This is a genomic window from Pseudobacteroides cellulosolvens ATCC 35603 = DSM 2933 (assembly GCF_001262605.1).
Classification (GTDB): domain Bacteria; phylum Bacillota; class Clostridia; order Acetivibrionales; family DSM-2933; genus Pseudobacteroides; species Pseudobacteroides cellulosolvens.
Map to the genome: position 1 here is coordinate 1508533 of NZ_LGTC01000001.1, position 17807 is coordinate 1526339.

A 17807-nucleotide genomic window follows, 5' to 3' on the forward strand; every position below is an offset into this window, starting at 1 on the left:
ATTTATGGTGTATTTAACACCACAATTTCTCACGACAACTTAAAAATTTTAAAATTCATTTCGTGATTTTGTTTATTATTAATATATTTATAACATTAATTGTTTCTTAAATCAATAACTCTCTTTGCTTTACCGAGGGATCTCTCAATCGTTTTTGGCTCGACAAGCCTGATCTTAGCATCAATCTGCAAAGTAGTCTTAATCTTATGCCTTATCTGTTTTTCAAGGTTTTCCAACTCGCTGAACTTTTCTAGAAGGCTTCCGTCGATTAACTCAACCAAAACCTCTATTGCATCCATATAACCTTTTTTAGTAACTATTATCTGATAATGAGGTCCAATATGCTCCATTCCCACAAGAACACTTTCAATCTGAGATGGGAAAACATTAACACCTCTTATAATAAGCATATCGTCAGTTCTTCCGAGGACCTTGTTCATCCTAACAGAAGTTCGTCCGCACTTGCAGGTTTCAGGATTCAATACCGTTATGTCCTTAGTCCTGTAACGCAGCATTGGTATCCCTTCTTTTGTCAGAGTTGTAAGAACAAGCTCTCCTCTTTCACCGTATCCCAGTGTATCTCCTGTATCAGGATTAATTATTTCGGGATAAAAATGGTCTTCATTTATATGCATACCACATTGATGAATACATTCGCCAGCAACGCCCGGTCCAACTATTTCGCTTAAGCCATAATTCTCAGTTGCAAGAATCCCCCATCGTTTTTCTATTTCTGCTCTCATTTCAGGGGTGTGACCCTCTCCACCGAAAAGTCCAAGCTTTAGCCTGTGTTTTCCTTTTGTAACTCCCATCTCTTCAGCAATTTCCGATAAATGCAGCACATACGAAGGAGTACCAACTATGATGGTTGCACCAAAGTCCTGAAGAAGCATGAGTTGTCTTTCAGAGTTTCCGCTGGAAACCGGAATAACGCTTATCCCAACTTTCTCAAGGCCGTAATGGAGTCCAAATCCGCCTGTAAACAAGCCATACCCGAACACTACCTGTGCAATATCCTCATCGCTTCCACCTGCTGCCACAATGAGCCTTGCAACACATTCACTCCAATTATCCAGGTCCTTTTTGGTATATCCAACAACAATAGGCTTTCCTGTGGTACCCGATGAAGCATGTACTCTAACTATTTGCTTCATTGGAACAGCAAATAGGCTATAAGGATAATTATCCCTTAAGTCAAGCTTGGTTGTAAAAGGAATCTTTTCGATATCCTTGAGAGTAACAATATGCTCAGGCTTCAATCCTATCTCGTCAAACTTTCTTCTGTAAAACGGCACGTTTTCATATGCCCTTTTTACAATCTCCTTTAAATTTTCCAGCTGTAGGGCTTCCATGTCTTTTCTGGTTGAAACCTCTACTTCCCTATTCCAAATCATTATACACATCCCCTTTTAATCCTTAGTAATAACTAAAATATAACTTCCGCTATAAATTTCGCTCATGTGTTGACTTAACTCGTCAACACCCGCTCAAAAGCGGAAGTAATATTTTACTCATTTCTTATATTAACGACTTTACAGTACTTAATAAAATCAGTGCAAACACAGAAGTTACTGCGGTGAGTATTAGCGAGAATACAAATGCTACTTTTATAACACTGTTTTCTTCACCTAATTTATCTATCGACGCTGCAGCATTTTGCAGTTTGGCTGGAGATATAACACTAGCAAGACCTCCTCCAAATGCCAAAGCTGCTGTAATAATAACAAGCCCTGTTATTCCATGACCTAGATTTTTTGCCGTAGCCATTGTGTATTTGGCAAACATTCCTATGGTAGAAGCCTCACTTCCCGTTATGAATCCGCCAAACAGTCCAATAAAGCCTACTATAGCACCATATGCACCTTTAAAAACATCAGATGAGAAGTTTGCAAGTACTACAACCATACTATCAACTACATTTTTCTGTTCTGCAATGTTAAAACCGGACATATTCATAATTTCTCCAATTGCAAAGAATATGGCTGCTGAGAAAATCGGACGTGGTGCCCTTTTTTTCCACACTTGAAGTGTTTCTTTTATCTGCTTGCCTGTTGGCCTTATGAATATCATTGAAAGAATTGTGCTGACAAAAATCCAAGTATACGCATTCCATAATACCCTTGTCTTGATTTCTTCCTTGAAGTTTGCCGATAAACCTTTAATAGGCAAAGTCATTTCTTTATACAGATAATTAAACATATCCTTTGGCATGTTTAATGCCAGTATTAGGATTATAAGTAAAAACCATGGTGTTAAAGCTTTCCACAGAGGGAATTTCTTTTCGTAGTCCAATTCCTCCTTGGAAAGTTTGCTTCTATCTATAATCTTCTTGCCTGTAACAAGAAGATAAATTACCATTGCAACAATTACCGCCAAACCGCACAATACACCGGTTAAAGTAACCAAGTTTTCAAACTTGTTTGTAAAGAATGACACTACACCGATGACAAAACCTGTGATTAAGCATGGAAGCCATCCTTGCTTGATTGCATTCCACTTTCCAACTATCCAAAGCATACAAAAACCGATCATTGTTGAAACCACCGGCAGGAACATAAAAAATATGCTTCCTATCTGTGCCAGGGTCAACTCCGGCCCTAATTGGTTTTGCTTGATGAAACCGTTGGCCATATCATAAAAAACAACTACAGGAGCACCCAATAGTGCATATGTACATAACGAGTCATAGCCTATAGCAGGAAGTGCTATTGCAACATATGTGCTGTATCCCATTGCAATAAGAATCGGGGGTAATATCGATACCGGTGTTGCACCCACTGCAACCATTAGTGTACCAAACCCGATACTTATCATCATTATCTGCACAGCTTTATTTTCACTGGCTATGGTTTTGATGAAGATTATAACCCTTTTTAATGCACCTGTCTTTTCCATGAATGCCATTTGAAGAAGAGAAGTTGCTACTATAAGAGATACCGGAAAGGATTTAACAAAACCCGCTATGGTCGAACGACCAATGACTTCTAGTGAAGTCTTAAAAAAGAAAACTGCAATTACTGAAATTACCAACCAACCTACAATACCGCTTACATCTGCTGGTTTTTTCCAGATAATAAGCATACCCAAAATTACCGCAATCGGCAATAGGGTCAATAGGAGAGACCCCCATGTCCCAAGATCCATTTTCTACCATCCTCACTGTTCTAAATTTCAATACCTACCGTACTAACCAACCTTATGGATTTATACTAGGAAATTGATTTAATTATATAAGATTATTAAAAGTGTTTAATATATATAACACTTTTAGTCATGATTAAAATAACTTCCGCTATAAATTTCGCTCATGTGTTGACTTAACTCGTCAACACCCGCTCAAAAGCTGAAGTAATTTTTCATTCATGCCTTAATATAAACATTTTATAATAATACAAAAGAAAAATAAAGAAAAATATGAAAAAACGTCGATTAAGTTTTGTCTTCAATCATAGATATGAGTGGGAATACATCGTTATAGTGCTTTTGTATGAACATTCCGTTCCTTTTTTTGTATAATGTCTCAGCCAACCTGTCGGCAATAGGCATTACAATCCTTTCATGTGCACATAAAACAGGTGAAACCATATCAATATTTCCCGTTGTTTGTAGATTGAGACAGCCGCAATGATGGTTACACCTTTTTCTTACTGCACAATCTTTGCAGCTTTCTTTTTCCTCTTCATTTCTATAGAAAAGTTCCTGCCTCTTATTTTCGTCAATACCTGTCAAGACATTTCCAATGCTGTAAAAGGAATTTCCCACAAACTGTACACATGGGTAAAGCCTTCCATCAGGTGCTGCAGAAACCTGTTTTTTACCCAGCTCACACCTTTCACTACTGTAACTGTCACAATTAATATGGGAACTAATTTTAACCTCAAAGGGACTCAAATAAAATTTTTCTTCACTAATGGTCCTTTCATAGTAAAACTTTGAAAGTTTTTTATATTCTCTTTTTAAAATTTCCATGTGATCATCGGTCCATGCCCCAGAATAGTCTAATGAGCATATGATATACTTAAAACCTTTTTCATAAAGAAAAATGACCGATTCGCAATAGAACTTCACCGTATCGGGGCTTACAACCATCATAACCGGAGCATAGGGTCTGGCATCTATAAGCATGGGAAGTTTATCCACAAGCCTGTCATAGGTTCCCTTTCCTGCCTTATCAACTCTCATTTTATCATGCGCCTTTTGAACTCCATCAAAACTTAAGGCAATAAATAAATTCTCTTTTAATGAGTATTTTATAAATTCCTCATCAAGCAAAAGACCATTGGTTGTAATCTTGTAGTGAAATCCATAGTTCTGCCCCTTTTCCTTCCATTTGCAATAATCTATAATCTCATAAATAAGCTCTTTTTTTAGAAGTGGTTCTCCCCCGAAAAAAACTATTCCCAAGGACTCTCCTCCAATTTCGGCAGCCAAATCTACCGCTCTGCGAGCTGTTTCCAAACTCATTGTACTTATTGCATCGCCATTAACATAGCAATACTTGCATGCCATGTTGCAATCATTGGTTAGGTGAAATGTAAAATGCATCTATGCCTCTCCCTCCAAATGCATGATTAATAACACTTTTAATTAAAGGTGATTAATATTTATATAATCCCCTGAGCTTTTAGCCAGCTTAAAAAATCCCTAACCTGACCTCTTAGCTTGTCAGTGGCTTCTTTTCTCAACTCTTCCTCTGTGAAATCATAAATTTTATTATCTTTGAACTTTTCTGGACTAGGCTCCATCGGATCATAAAATACTCCTATTGCAGCATCAGCCTTCTTTTTTACCAATCCCTCTCTTAGTACCTCGGCAGCTTCATATGCAAGATACTCCTCCACCGAGCTTCTATAGCCCTGCTCAACTTTCCACCCTACATAATCTTCCTTAGATATAAATTCAAAACCTATTTTCTTGCCCTTATCATATCCGTCAAAAGTCATATCTCCATTTACCGAATTAACCTTCTTTTTGTTCTCACCATTAAAATCCAAGTAACAAAAAGTACTTGGTACTTCCATATCTTTTATAACTAGATCATTCTTTGTAAACTTTATGCCATATTTATCCGCTTCATCACTTACCACCTTAAACGCCTCTTCCTCAGATAAAAAGACCGGCGGCACTACAGATGAGCAGCCAAAGCTGCCCATACCGTCCCCATGCTTGAAAACAGGAGGTATGAGTCCATCTTCTTTATCTAATTTAATGTTTAATGGTGCCTCAGAGTAAATCGAGTCAACAATCGAACTTGTCTTATCATTATCGTTTTGCATCTTTTCACAGCCTGAAAAACTAATTGCCAGAAGTGTTGAGGCAGCAATACAGACATAAGCGTTCTTTTTCCACCTATTTGGTATATTCTTTAAAAGTTCTGGATTCTCCAGTATAATATATTTTTCAGGGTACTTAGGTTTTTGGTACTTCTTTACAGGCATTAATTCCACAGCATCCGCCTCCTTTTTAATACATAATACTTTTAATTTATATAATACTCTGAGCCTTGAGCCAACTAATAAAATCTTTAACCTGTTCCCTTAGCTCATCAGCTGAATCTTTTCCCGTTTCGTTACTTTGTGAGTATGATTTTATCGGATCATAAAACACTCCTATTGCAGCATCCGCCTTCTTTTTTTCAAGTCCTTCCCTCAATACCATTGCAGCATTATGAGTATTGTATGATATAGCTGTACCTCTTATCTTGTCCTTGGATTTCCAACTAACATAATCATCCTCCGATACAAATTCGAATCCTATTTTCTTAAGTTTATCATATCCATCGACCGATAGATTACCTTTTACTGAATCAGACTTTTTACTATTGTTGCCAGTAGGATTTAATTTGGTGCTTGGTATTTCCATATCCTTAATAACAAGGTCATCCTGTATAAATTTAATACCGTATTTCTTTGCTTCATCACTTATCACCATAAAAGCTTCTTCCTCTGTTAAAAACTCAGTATCTCCCATAGAAAAACCTCCAAAAACTCCAATACCGTCCCCATGTTCAAAAACGGGAGGTATAAGGCTTCTAACCGACTTAACCTTAGTCTTTTCCTTAGTCTTTTCCTTAATATTTTCCTTAGCCTTTTCCTTAGCCTTTTCCTTGGGAGTACTCGTCGGAATTTTCCCAGGGGTATTTGATTTTGTAATAGACAGTGTATGTAACGGTATATTAGACTTATTATCTAGCACAGTATTTATTGGCGTATTTATTGGCGTATTTATTGGCGTGTTTGAAGACATGGAACTATTCACAGCTACATTTTCTGTAGTTAGGGTTGACTCCAATGATGCAGAATATATGGAATCAACAACTAATTTGCGTTGTTCCGGGTTTTCACAACCCGAAAGACAAATTGCCAGAAGTGTTGAGGCTGCTATGCAGACATATGTATTCTTTTTCCACCTATTTGGTATATTCTTTAAAAGCTCAGGATCCTCCAGTATAATATATTTTTCAGGATACCAAGGCTTTCTATAGCTCTTCACAGGCTTTAGTTCCACAACATTCGCCTCCTTTTAAAGTATATATATGGTTATTATACTTTTTATTGACGAATCTCTCAATGCTTTTGTTCCAAACTATAAAACAAATTTGTCTTATCTGAAAAGTGTAGTGACAATAGGGAGAATGATGGACATCAACGCCATTATGACCGAACCTATACTTGAAGTTTTATTGTTCTTCCATGTAAATTTTGCGAAGCTTAAAAGATATGCAGCAGGAATTAATGTTAGAATTATAAAAATATATCGCATGACTTATTCCCCCTTCTGCCCCTCGGATGAGATTATTTCCGAGCTCTTTAGCATGGTTCCGGTTCGCCTTATTCTAAATTCAATCTCTGTATTGATTTTTACATTTTTAAAACGTTTGAGCCAATTATATTCCTCCCATTCTGAAATTGTAAGAAAATGCATAGCTGCATAAGAGCCGAATTTAAATACATCCGAATTTAGATTCTGACATTTTTTAATAGTCTTATCCAAATGTTCTTTTATGTGATTTTTGAACTCTGTTTCCAATATTGGCTTAAGCTCTTCATTTTCGTAATCAACCGTACTTTGAATGGCAACTATATCACCTTCTAAAAATATTTTTAAATTTACCGTAGGATTATTTTCTTTAAAACCAACACTTATTTGCGGTTTTTTTTGTCTCCTGACATCAAGAGTAACAGTAGTATCCTGCTTTTTGGGATCTTTTACAGCAAAATATCCCCTATTAAATTCATCCCTTACCATTAAAAGTGCACGGGTTTCATCCCCATTTAGTTCACCCACCATCCTACCTCCGTCAAATACAGCTGTGCCGAAGAACTCAACATTACTTGCCCCTTTTCTCATAAGCTCTCCGGCATAATAATCACCACTTGATTTAAAGGTTGTTTGTCCCTTTCCTTCACCCTCTTTAAATCTGTTATCATCATTTACCGCTGCAAGAATAGCAATAGGCTGTCCGTAATATGTCTTAACATCATTAAGCATATCCCCATAGGTAGCACCACTAAAAAAGCCTGTATCCTCTTGCCTAGTCAATAAGTTTTGTTGTTTCTTTGACAGCGAAGAACTTACTGTCAGGATATTTTTTTCCAAGAACTTGCTTGCTGATCCCTTTGAAACAATAACACTTATCTGTCTTCTTATTTGCCTAGATCTTATAAAGCCATTTATATAAGTATCTATACCTTCTCTAGCCAGTTCTTCGGAAAAAACCATATACTTGGTATGCATATAATTTAACTGTCTTGACAAAAATGAATTTATCATATTTACTCCTGAATAAAATGATGGACAGTCAATAACAATATTTTCTATTTCACCATGTGACTTAGCAGTGCCGCCCCCATTATCACCGCCTTTCATACTTGGTACTTGAACGGTTACTCTGAGCTTATCTGTTATGCCTTTTTCCATTCCAATGCTGTAAACATATCCCCACTCTGTAATCTCTTTAGCGTCATAACACCCTGTCAACGAAGAAAATACAATAATGCAAACTACCGCAAATAAAAGGTTCTTAGGCATTTTTTTGTACTCCTTTCTTTTTTCTAATAATGGATATAATAAGTGTTATTAAGGGTAACCCGAAAAATATAGTCCAACTATGCTGTCTTAAAATATTTACATATCCGATAACCTCTATAAAATCATCCGGCATCATGCTTATGGAAAACAATATAACGGCTGAAGGGATTATTACAGGCCTCATATCCTGAATTCGAAAAGATTTGCAATAAGTACTAATGGTGCAATATAAAAGAAAGCTTATACTCACCATAGTTCCTATGCACCAGGTAAACAGAAAAAATGGATCAAGCCTTTGAAAGAAGCCCCCTATTTGTATTATTCTGGCCAACTCATACATACGTGATGTAATTTCCTGAGATGTTGCATAGCTAAATGCCATCATGCTTGCTAATAGTGACAGGCTCGCAATCAATCCTGATATGATTATTGAAATATAACCGGATTTTTTAAGCTGTGATAAGCCTTGTAAAGAGCTGGCTATTATACCTAAGACAATAACTTCCCCATAAAATGAGCTTCTCATTATTCCATTTATAATTGTTTTATCCAAACCATTACCCATCATTGGAAAAAGGTTTTTTATATCATAATTGTTCCAAGCCATTACAATAACAACTAAAAATCCTGCCAAAAGAAAAATTGCAAACAACCTAGCAGCTCTTGCAATACTTTCCAATCCTAAAAAGCACACAATACTTGCTGCCGCAAGAAGCATTCCGATGACAAAACTCGGCGGTGTCAGAGGAAGTGAATAAACTTTTAAAACTTCAGCAAATTCCCTGAGAATTAAGGCTGTCATTATAAATAAAAAAATAGCAATTACAATTGAAAAAACAAAACCAATTACCCTGCCAAGTGATTTTTCAAATGCCCCAATCAGATCTTCTCCAGGATAACGCTTAAGAAGCATACACAAAATAGTAAAACCAACTAAAGTAACAGCAGCAGATATAATTGTAGCATACCAGGATGAGGTTCCTAAAAGCCTTGCAATATATGCAGGACTGGTAAAATATACCTTTACACCAATTGTAATGGCTATTAATGAAACTGACTCCTGCAAGCCAATCTTACCCTCTCTTATCATGAATTATTGTCCCCCTTGTTTCTTTTCTTCCAATCTCTAACCCTGTCACTCTGCCGCTTCCTGTTGGGTGAGTTAACATAATCCGGCCGCGATTTCTGTCGCCATACAGGCTGTCTTATAATAAGATCGGGAGATGATTTTAATTTTGGAGCTACAGGTGAAAAGAAAGGTACTCCAAATGATTTCATATTGCTTGAAATACAAGCAACTAAAAATAATCCCAGTGAAATACCGTAGAAACCGAGAATACCGGCTAAGAATATGAAAAAGAAACGTAGCATTCTAACTGCCAGTCCCAATGAATAATTTGGTATTGCAAAACTGCCCAATCCGGTTACTGCAACAATAATAATCAGTATAGGACTTACAAGGCCAGCTGCTACTGCTGCCTGTCCAAGTATCAATGCACCTATAATACCTAGAGTCTGGCCAATAATTCCAGGAATACGTATTCCACCTTCTCGGATAAGTTCAAAGGATACTTCAAGCAATATTATTTCCACTATTGTCGGAAAAGGAACCGCTTCCTTTGAGCTTGCAATATCAGCCAGAAGCTCAGTAGGTATCATCTCCTGGTGGAAGAGTGTAAGTGCAACATAAATTGCTGGAAGAAACATCGCAATCAACATGCCTAAAACACGAATAATACGCAGGAATGTGCCATATTGCCATCTTAGCATTGCATCTTCAGATGTGTGAAGAAGCTGGAAAAAAGTATTTGGTACAATTTCTGCAAAGGGCGTCCCTTCAGAGATAATTGCTACTTTACCTTCTGCGAGAAAGGATGCCACTCTGTCGGGTCTTTCAGTTGTTAGTGCCTGAGGAAAGATCATAAAAGGGTTTTCTTCTATAAATTGTCCAACCATACCATCACCAAGCACAAAATCAGTATCTATGCTGCTTACTCTTTTTTTAACTTCTTTAACAATTTCCTGGTTTACTATACCATTTATATACATTATACAAATATGTGACTGGTTAACCTTTCCAATCTTTAACTTTTCACATATCAAGCTTTTATTTTTTATTATTTTTCTTATTAGTGTTATATTTGTACTTAGGTTTTCAGTGAATCCTTCCTGAGAGCCCATTATAACATTTTCAGTTACAGGCTTTTCTACAGCACGTTTTTCATAACCTCGAGAGCTTATTACAAGGCATGTATCTTCCCCATCAATAAATAAGGCTGTATTACCGCTTAATATCTGAAAATATATAGAATTTAGATCATTTAATTTACTAACATCATGAGCAGCAACAACATTATCGGATATAAAGTCGGTAATGCTTGTAGAGCTTCCTGCCTCAAAATAGCAATTGAAATTTTGTTCTTCCATAAGCTTCTGTATAACAAATTCGCTTATTAAAACCTTATCAACCATACCATCAATATAAGCGATAAATGAATTTACTTTTCTTGCAATCTTAAACTGTCTGGTTATAATGCCAGTATTATAGGGAATGCAAAACTCCATTTTTACAGCTTCTATATTGGTATTTAGATCAGTTGAAACTTTACCATCCTTGGGATTCTCTGCAGCAACATGTTCCGCGTTTTTCTGTTTATTCCACTCATCTACACATAATGGAAGTCTTTTTGTATTTTTCTCTTTATAGCTTTGATTGTTATTGTCACTCTTAATGTTTGGAGTTGGGGGATTTGTATCACTTTCAACTCCTTCATTGCTTCCTTCTAAAAGCTCAAAAGTTTTGCTTTTCTTTGGTTCATATGTAATTAGTTTTTTTAAGGATTTTAAGAATCCAAACATTTCTGCACCTTCTTTCAAACTTTTATACCATTAAATTTTTGACATAAATTTCGATATTTAAACAATATATATAAAATTCATAACTCCCACAGCTAAATAGATATTGCCAAATGTATGTATTTTTTATATATTAAAGTGGTCAATATACTACATTTTTCTATAAGGAGAATCATATTGTGAAAAATTATCGCTCAATAAAAATGGTATTTGTTATAAATGTTTTATTATTGGCTTTTGTATTTACAGGATGCAACAACAGTAAAAAAGAGACCATTTCCCAAAACCAGTCACAGGATTACTGGCCTGATAGTGCTTGGAGAACGTCTTCACCTGAAGATCAGGGAATGGATTCAGAAATGTTATATAAAATGATAGATTTCATCCGTGAACAGCAAAAAGATATACACAGTTTACTTATAATACGAAATGGATACCTTGTTACAGAAGCAAACTTTTACCCATATAAAAATGATCATAAGCATGTAATTAATTCATGTACCAAGAGCATAATGTCTTCTCTTATAGGCATATCCATCGATGATGGAAAACTAAAAGGAATAGATGAAAAGGTTTTAAGCTATTTTAATGGTTACGATATAAAAAATTTGGATGAAAGAAAGAAATCACTTGAAATCAAGCACCTTCTCACTATGACAGCAGGGCTTGATTGGGTTGAGGAAGGAGATTACGGGTCCCCAACAGATTCATGTAAGCAAATGTGGGATAGTGATGATCAAATTGGATTTATTTTAAACAGACCAATGAAAAATAATCCTGGAACAGAATTTTACTACAACACAGGGGCATCCCACCTATTATCAGGAATTTTACATAATTCTTTAGGTAAAAGCACATTTGATTATTCAAAAGAAAAATTATTTGATCCCATAGGGATTAAGGATATATATTGGGAGTCGGATAAAAAGGGTATTAATATTGGGGGTGCTGGGATTTACATGACACCTTCCGATATGGCGAGATTCGGGTACCTGTATTTAAAAGAAGGAAAATGGAACGGAAAACAGATAGTACCCCAAAAATGGGTTGAAACAGCTACTAAAAAGCTGATGGATACCTCATCAGGATTAGCTGGCCGTCACGGTTACGGATACCAGTGGTGGCAAAACAGCTTCGGAGGGTATTCGGCAAGAGGCTATGGGGGACAATATATATTTGTAATACCTGAGCATGAAATGATAGTTGCTTTTACAAGCGGGCTTTCCGGTTATGATTTCTACCTTCCCGAGACCCTCGTAGAAAGTTTTATAATTCCCAGTATAAAATCCCAGTCAAAATTAAACTCTGATCCATCAAAAAAAGATCATCTTACAAAGTTGTTAAAGGAAATAAGCACTGAGCCTAAATCCAAACCAATACCTGAAATGCCTGTAACTGCATCACAAATATCGAGAAAAGTATTTGTTATGGAGGATAAAAGCTCATTTAAATTTGACTTTAAAGACAAGGAATGCACTTTGACGATTTATGATAATGATTATGAGCATAAAGTTCCTGTGAGCCTTGATGATGTTATGAGAGTAGTGGATATGGGAAATTTCGGCCCGCTGCCGACAAATAACAAAACTGCATTAAAAGGTTATTGGTCTGATGAAAAAACTTTTGTAATAGTGTCCAGGGAATTGCAAGATATTCATGTAATTGAGCATATGTATTCATTTGATAAAGACAGTGTAATATTGAAAACTTCTTCAAATATGTCACCAGGTAATTTGAAGGAAAGCAAAGGCAGTATAAAATAACAGCAATTAATCCAATATATAAATAATAAACAAAATCCCATGCAATAAGGAGATTTTCCATGAGCAAATTTAACAATGCGGAAAAAGTAGGTCTACGAGATAAGGAAACTAAAAAGATTGTAGCAGTTTATCCTCATAAGGCAGAAGGCTCCGATAGCGAAATAGAGGAAAAGGTAAAATTTTGGTTCTATCAGCAAAGCTGTTCGGCTGAGGATCAATTAAGAGATCTTTTCGTTGATGTCGTTAATAATGAGGAGAATAATAATGTAGGGCTATAAAGCCCTATTATATTATAAGTATTATTAAATTTAATAGATTTATCACTTTTATCATAGATGCCGGACTGTAATATGACTTTTCAATTTTTCAGTTTGGTATCTATATTATTCCGCCAAAGATATCAGCTTTACAAAATCACCATATCCCTCAAATTTACATTCTATCTCCTGCTTTTCTTTATATTTTTCATAAACACTCTTACTGACCTTTAGTGTAAAAATTCTTTCTTCATTCTTCAACTTAAAATAATAATTTCCGCTTTCAAATGCCTTCTTTTTCTCAATTGATGCAGGAGCATTGTATTTGCGGTAAGGGTTTTTGCTTTTCCCATCCTCTAGCGAATCATATATCTCATCAAAAGTCCAAACACTTTTTTCCAAAGCCATCTTGCTTCCAATGAGTTTTTCTTTGTAAATATCATAATTTCCAAATAATACCCCCACCTGGTCAAGATTATTGTGCTTGTAATAATAAGCTGAAGTTACCTCAATCCATAGATCATCATCGGCTATATTTAAATCCGGCCGTGAAGATATTTGTATGTAATACTTGCCGTCTTCTATAGCTTTGGTCCTAATGCTGGCACTAGCAACCTTGATATCCTTTAAATAATATTTCTTTGTAGCTGTAGCATTACTAATAGCTATTACTGCTATAACAATGATCAATAACACAAAAATCAGTTTTTTAGGTATGTTTTTCTTTTTTTTCCTGGCATCATATGCAGGCCTTGTTTTATAATTATTATTACTCAATCCCGGCCACCCCGTTTAATTTTCATTTTTGCTTTTACTTTCTTCCATTAATCTATATATGTAGGTATATATACAGCATTATGGTCAGTTACTCGACTTCCGCCCCTTGTATATATTCCTCCGAATTTTCCACTTAACATGTAAGTCCCAATAACAGGACAAACAGAATTTTGTGCCGAATAGACAGTTGTATGAAGATTTAGTTGTACTGTCTTTAGATCAACCCATTCCTGGAAAATAGAATTTACGGTTTTGCCATTTTCCATTGAAAAGCTAAATGTAATATCCTGCCCCTCTCTTCCAAAAAAGGGTTTAATAATATAATTTTCTATGCCTTTCATTTTCTTTGCTGTCAATGCAGTCTTAGGTATGTACTTTTCAATTAATTTACTATCTCTCTCTTCATAAAATCCCTGTTCATTAAGCTCCCATACCAGTGCTAAAAAAGCCTTGCTTTGACAAATAAAAGAAACCGGAGAGTTAATGCTTGGTGTATTCTCCATTAATGCGAGAGTGACACCGTCAAAATAAGGATCATTAGCCAGCCAGTCAAGAGGATAGTACCTGTATATAGCGTCAAGGGGTTCATCATATAGATAAAGCCTTTTATCCCTTGCACTAAGACCCGATATCTCACCTATAATAATGTTGTATGGTGTATCTGCTAATAGTTCACTTAAAAGTCTTGTATTATACCAATCCTCACTAAACGAATCTGTAACAAAACCTATGTTTCTTACAGGTCTAAATCTGCTGTAGTCGCTGACAATGCTCTCAAATACTTCACGTATGAGTTTAATAAGTTTCCTATTCGGGTCCCTTAACTCTATTTTAAGCTCATTTTTTATTACATTATTTAATGCTATGCTCTCCATTAAGCCTGCAGGTGTTTCTGAATTAATTTCAAGCATATGCCAATTACCCATTGGGTCCATTCCCCAATCCAAACGTGCAATAAAAGCCGTATGATCTGTAACGTTTTGGGTAATCAAATCCTGCAAACTGTCTTCTATACCTAAAACGGGACAGAATATGCTATGGTTCTCCCTTACAAGTTGAATTGTTTTTTCAATGACAGCCCATATTCCTTCTGATGCTTCTTCCAATTCATTAAAATACTGCTGCCTTATAACCAGTGCATCTAATGAAAAAGACTCGCAAGCTCCCGTATATCCCCCGGTATACCCATATTCAAAGGCTGTTTTCTCATTAATGTTGTTCCAAATGTCTTTTCTTCCTTCTGATGGAAGTTTCACTATGGAAAACGGCGAAACCCCAATTCCAACGGGACTACTCCATACCGTTTCATCAAGTGACAGATAATCCCGGCTCCATCTTACACAAACACCTGAAAAACTGCCGTTTGTAAGATATATTCCGTAATTGCCCATTGCCTGTGTCTCATCATAAAACCTGCCGTTATAATACATGGTATTCTGCTTTTGAACAGGGCAAAATTCCTGTAATATATGAAGTCTGGTAGAACTATTGACAGTTTTTATTGTCTCTAGCCATTCATTATCATTATGCATACAGCCGATATATACTTCATGGCTGTACCTGCCATAGGCTGCTTTTATCACATAGTCATTCTTGTTTTTTATTACCTCATCCATATGAGAAGGATCATATAATGTTGATTTAGGTATTGTCCTTACAATAACACTAACTTCTTCATCACTTAAAAATGGATCCCTTCTTTCAACCATTTCCCAAAGATATGCAAACAGGCTTTTGGTCTGGCCAAACACAACCCTCGGATCGTTCAGCAAAAGTATTTTTCCCTTTTGATATAAGTCTAAAATCCGTTCAGCGTCATTACACTCATAAAGGTGCTCAGTAGGAAACTGTCTTAAAATAATGTCAATCTTATTGCCGAATGAGTAGAGGCAATCCCCTTCCACTTCCAGGTTCTTTCCGCCTGCAATTATTGTTTCAAATCCCAAAGGCTTTAATAAATCCCTGTATAAAAAACCAAGGTGTGCCTCTTCATAATGCCCCGGATCCACAAGGATAGCTACATTAGGATTTTTAGCTCCGTTACCGAATTGGTCCCACAAATTTTTAAATGCCTTTTGAAAATCCTCAATAAAATGTAAATTAGGATTTTCTTCAAGGCTGCATTCCCCTGCTATTATGATTTCCCTCTGTGCACAGGGCTTGTCATAGTTAAACTCACTAAAGAATATTCCTCCATCTTCCCTTATAAAGGCATCAAACCTTGCCCAAAAAAACGGCGGTAACGGCAGCTTGAGGCTTTTAACCAGTTGGTGCAAAGGAAACTCTCCATAATGGAAAAACATATCATCCTTATGGTCTACAGTTCTTTCAATTATTCTCCGTACCAGCTTATCCAGCACCTCTGCCGAATAAACCATGTCCTCATAAACGCTCTTTTCCAGGTAAACAGGGAATTTTGAGTGAATAAGGTCCTCCCTGCTTGAACTGACCATATAATAATCAAACAATATATTCTCGGTATGTTTTCTTTGATTAAAGCGTGTTTGCCTGCTCATTTACTAATACCCTTCCATTCATTCAACTACCTATGCTTCCGCCTTTGCTCGAAGAATACCCGGATTTTGAAACAGTGCTTTTTTTGCCCCAGGTTCCTTGACTATATGTGCCACCGGATGAGAAATAATATCCTCCTGAATGGTATATTCCGCCGCCTGAGTAATAAAACTCATCCTCTTCATCCTCTTCTTCAGTATTGTGACAGCCACACCCTGTAAGCGAAGTACTTACAGCTAAGAAAACTGCAAGAGTGAGGGCTGCAGCTTTGTTATTTTTAGAAAGAAATCGTACTTTTTCCTTATCTTCCTCTTTCATACTTCCCCCTGTAACTTGTATTTAATTACTTCCAATCCATTTTCATTAATATAATTTATGTAATAATCCACGTCTTCCTTTATATCGTCTGTATAAAAATATATAATGCGTTCATATTTAAGGTCTTTTAACATTTCTGCAGGCGGCAAATCATCATAGGTAAGCTCATACTGGTTGTTAAAAAGCTTTCTTAGCACCTCTGGTCTCTCTTCTCCATATCTTCTGCTGTCAATGAAGAAAGCCCAACCTTTTGTATCTCCTCCAGTAATCTTTGCTCCTAACTCCATCAAAAGACTTATATCCATTTTTGTACCAATTATCCCATGGGCATGATAAATATGATTAAATGTAAAAACAGGCTTTAAGTCACATTGGTTATAAAGCCCATAAGCTGCCTCAATAGATCTTTCCATTGTAGTCTCAACAAGTATAAGTGATTTTTCCAGATCATAGTTTTTAATTAACCGTACTATTTGATTGTCTATCTTTGAAATATCATTCCGGTAATTTTCAATTGTAAAATCAGGATAGTGTTTAAGGGATACAAATGGAGTTGATCTGAAAAAACAGCTAAAATACCCCTGAACTCCATACCATTTTTTATAAATCTCGTAGGGGTTATAATCCCTAAGCCTTTTGTCCATATTATTTAAATCCATATTACTCAATTCCATATTATTCTACCAAACTCAATAAACAACAGCATATAACTTATTGAGATTTATTATCTGTGTGTAGCCGTTTTCATCTTGAATTTCCAGATGGCTTTCGCCTTTAAACTTTATTGCACCCTTAATTACGGCATCCGGTTCTTCTTTCATCCAGGAATCGAATGTTATATAAATATTGATTTCTTTAAACATAAATTATCTCCTTTTAAAAAATACTGGCACCAATAATAAAGCTGAAGGAAATGGAAAAAATCATCGAAATAAACCCTACAGCACGGTTTCCTTTACCAATTTCTTCACTCACGTTAAGCTTTGGTGTTAAAAGCTCAAATGCAAAATACACAATAAGAAGTGCTGCAGTTCCAATACCACCCCATATAGCTGTTTTAACAATCGAGTCATTTGATGATATGGCAAAATGCATAATGTTTGCAACACCTGCAACTATGCCGCCGGTTGCCATGGCTACTGCCATATTTCCCTTTTGAATTTCATCCCAGATCTTGTAACTTGTAATCAAGTTAAAAATGAATGTAGCAATTAACACAACTGCTGATGTTGCAAGGAAAAAAGTTCCCGCATTGATGTAATCACTCATATGGAATCTCCCTTTTCCAAAA

At 36.0% G+C, this 17807-nt stretch carries 17 protein-coding genes; 2 read left to right on the top strand and 15 right to left on the bottom strand.

The genetic code is table 11. The features are described 5' to 3' along the window. Window positions 1-95 precede the first annotated feature (95 nt). The 9 genes from Bccel_RS06325 to Bccel_RS06360 form a co-directional block, all read right to left on the bottom strand. Window positions 96-1394: a phenylacetate--CoA ligase family protein gene (locus tag Bccel_RS06325; protein ID WP_036944300.1), complete on the bottom strand. Its 1299-nt coding sequence runs from the start codon at window positions 1392-1394 to the stop codon at window positions 96-98. Between the two features lie 124 nt (window positions 1395-1518). Beyond that, window positions 1519-3144, bottom strand: coding sequence for an L-lactate permease (locus Bccel_RS06330; protein ID WP_036944298.1), 1626 nt, complete (start codon window positions 3142-3144; stop codon window positions 1519-1521). A 285-nt stretch (window positions 3145-3429) separates the two neighbouring features. Further along, the gene (locus Bccel_RS06335; RefSeq protein ID WP_036944297.1) at window positions 3430-4545 is read right to left on the bottom strand and encodes a radical SAM/SPASM domain-containing protein; all 1116 of its coding nucleotides are present in this window, start codon (window positions 4543-4545) and stop codon (window positions 3430-3432) included. A gap of 59 nt (window positions 4546-4604) precedes the next feature. After that, window positions 4605-5447: a hypothetical protein gene (locus Bccel_RS06340; protein WP_036944296.1), complete on the bottom strand. Its 843-nt coding sequence runs from the start codon at window positions 5445-5447 to the stop codon at window positions 4605-4607. Window positions 5448-5484: 37 nt separating this feature from the next. Then, on the bottom strand, window positions 5485-6507 hold the full coding sequence (locus Bccel_RS06345) for a hypothetical protein (protein WP_036944294.1): 1023 nt from the start codon (window positions 6505-6507) through the stop codon (window positions 5485-5487). A gap of 96 nt (window positions 6508-6603) precedes the next feature. Next, complete coding sequence (locus Bccel_RS30135; protein WP_154673488.1) at window positions 6604-6762, bottom strand: hypothetical protein; 159 nt, start codon at window positions 6760-6762, stop codon at window positions 6604-6606. 3 nt (window positions 6763-6765) lie between these two features. Beyond that, the gene (locus Bccel_RS06350) at window positions 6766-8031 is read right to left on the bottom strand and encodes a Ger(x)C family spore germination protein (RefSeq protein WP_036944292.1); all 1266 of its coding nucleotides are present in this window, start codon (window positions 8029-8031) and stop codon (window positions 6766-6768) included. Continuing rightward, window positions 8024-9121, bottom strand: a complete 1098-nt coding sequence (locus Bccel_RS06355; protein ID WP_036944291.1) for a GerAB/ArcD/ProY family transporter — start codon at window positions 9119-9121, stop codon at window positions 8024-8026. Before Bccel_RS06355 ends, Bccel_RS06350 begins: the two co-directional genes overlap by 8 nt. Beyond that, complete coding sequence (locus Bccel_RS06360; RefSeq protein ID WP_050753193.1) at window positions 9118-10890, bottom strand: spore germination protein; 1773 nt, start codon at window positions 10888-10890, stop codon at window positions 9118-9120. The genes Bccel_RS06355 and Bccel_RS06360 overlap by 4 nt, the downstream gene beginning before the upstream one ends. 176 nt (window positions 10891-11066) lie before the next feature. On the opposite strand from Bccel_RS06360, the gene Bccel_RS06365 reads away from it, so the two are divergent. After that, complete coding sequence (locus Bccel_RS06365) at window positions 11067-12650, top strand: serine hydrolase domain-containing protein (RefSeq protein ID WP_050753194.1); 1584 nt, start codon at window positions 11067-11069, stop codon at window positions 12648-12650. A gap of 59 nt (window positions 12651-12709) precedes the next feature. Further along, a complete protein-coding gene (locus tag Bccel_RS06370; protein WP_036944289.1) occupies window positions 12710-12928 on the top strand; it encodes a hypothetical protein in 219 nt (72 codons plus the stop codon). 105 nt (window positions 12929-13033) lie between these two features. On the opposite strand, the gene Bccel_RS06375 is transcribed toward Bccel_RS06370, so the two are convergent. The 6 genes from Bccel_RS06375 to Bccel_RS06395 are packed head-to-tail and all read right to left on the bottom strand — an operon-like array spanning window position 13034 to window position 17785. Continuing rightward, entirely contained in the window at window positions 13034-13684 is a 651-nt protein-coding gene (locus tag Bccel_RS06375; RefSeq protein WP_036944288.1) for a hypothetical protein, read from the bottom strand. A 47-nt stretch (window positions 13685-13731) separates the two neighbouring features. After that, the gene (locus Bccel_RS06380; protein WP_036944286.1) at window positions 13732-16200 is read right to left on the bottom strand and encodes a glutathionylspermidine synthase family protein; all 2469 of its coding nucleotides are present in this window, start codon (window positions 16198-16200) and stop codon (window positions 13732-13734) included. A gap of 22 nt (window positions 16201-16222) precedes the next feature. Continuing rightward, window positions 16223-16516, bottom strand: coding sequence for a hypothetical protein (locus tag Bccel_RS06385; RefSeq protein WP_036944285.1), 294 nt, complete (start codon window positions 16514-16516; stop codon window positions 16223-16225). After that, entirely contained in the window at window positions 16513-17175 is a 663-nt protein-coding gene (locus tag Bccel_RS06390; protein WP_160317698.1) for a hypothetical protein, read from the bottom strand. Before Bccel_RS06390 ends, Bccel_RS06385 begins: the two co-directional genes overlap by 4 nt. Before the next feature lie 30 nt (window positions 17176-17205). After that, the gene (locus tag Bccel_RS30140; protein WP_154673487.1) at window positions 17206-17379 is read right to left on the bottom strand and encodes a hypothetical protein; all 174 of its coding nucleotides are present in this window, start codon (window positions 17377-17379) and stop codon (window positions 17206-17208) included. A 13-nt stretch (window positions 17380-17392) separates the two neighbouring features. Further along, on the bottom strand, window positions 17393-17785 hold the full coding sequence (locus Bccel_RS06395; RefSeq protein WP_036944281.1) for a DUF350 domain-containing protein: 393 nt from the start codon (window positions 17783-17785) through the stop codon (window positions 17393-17395). Window positions 17786-17807: the final 22 nt, after the last annotated feature.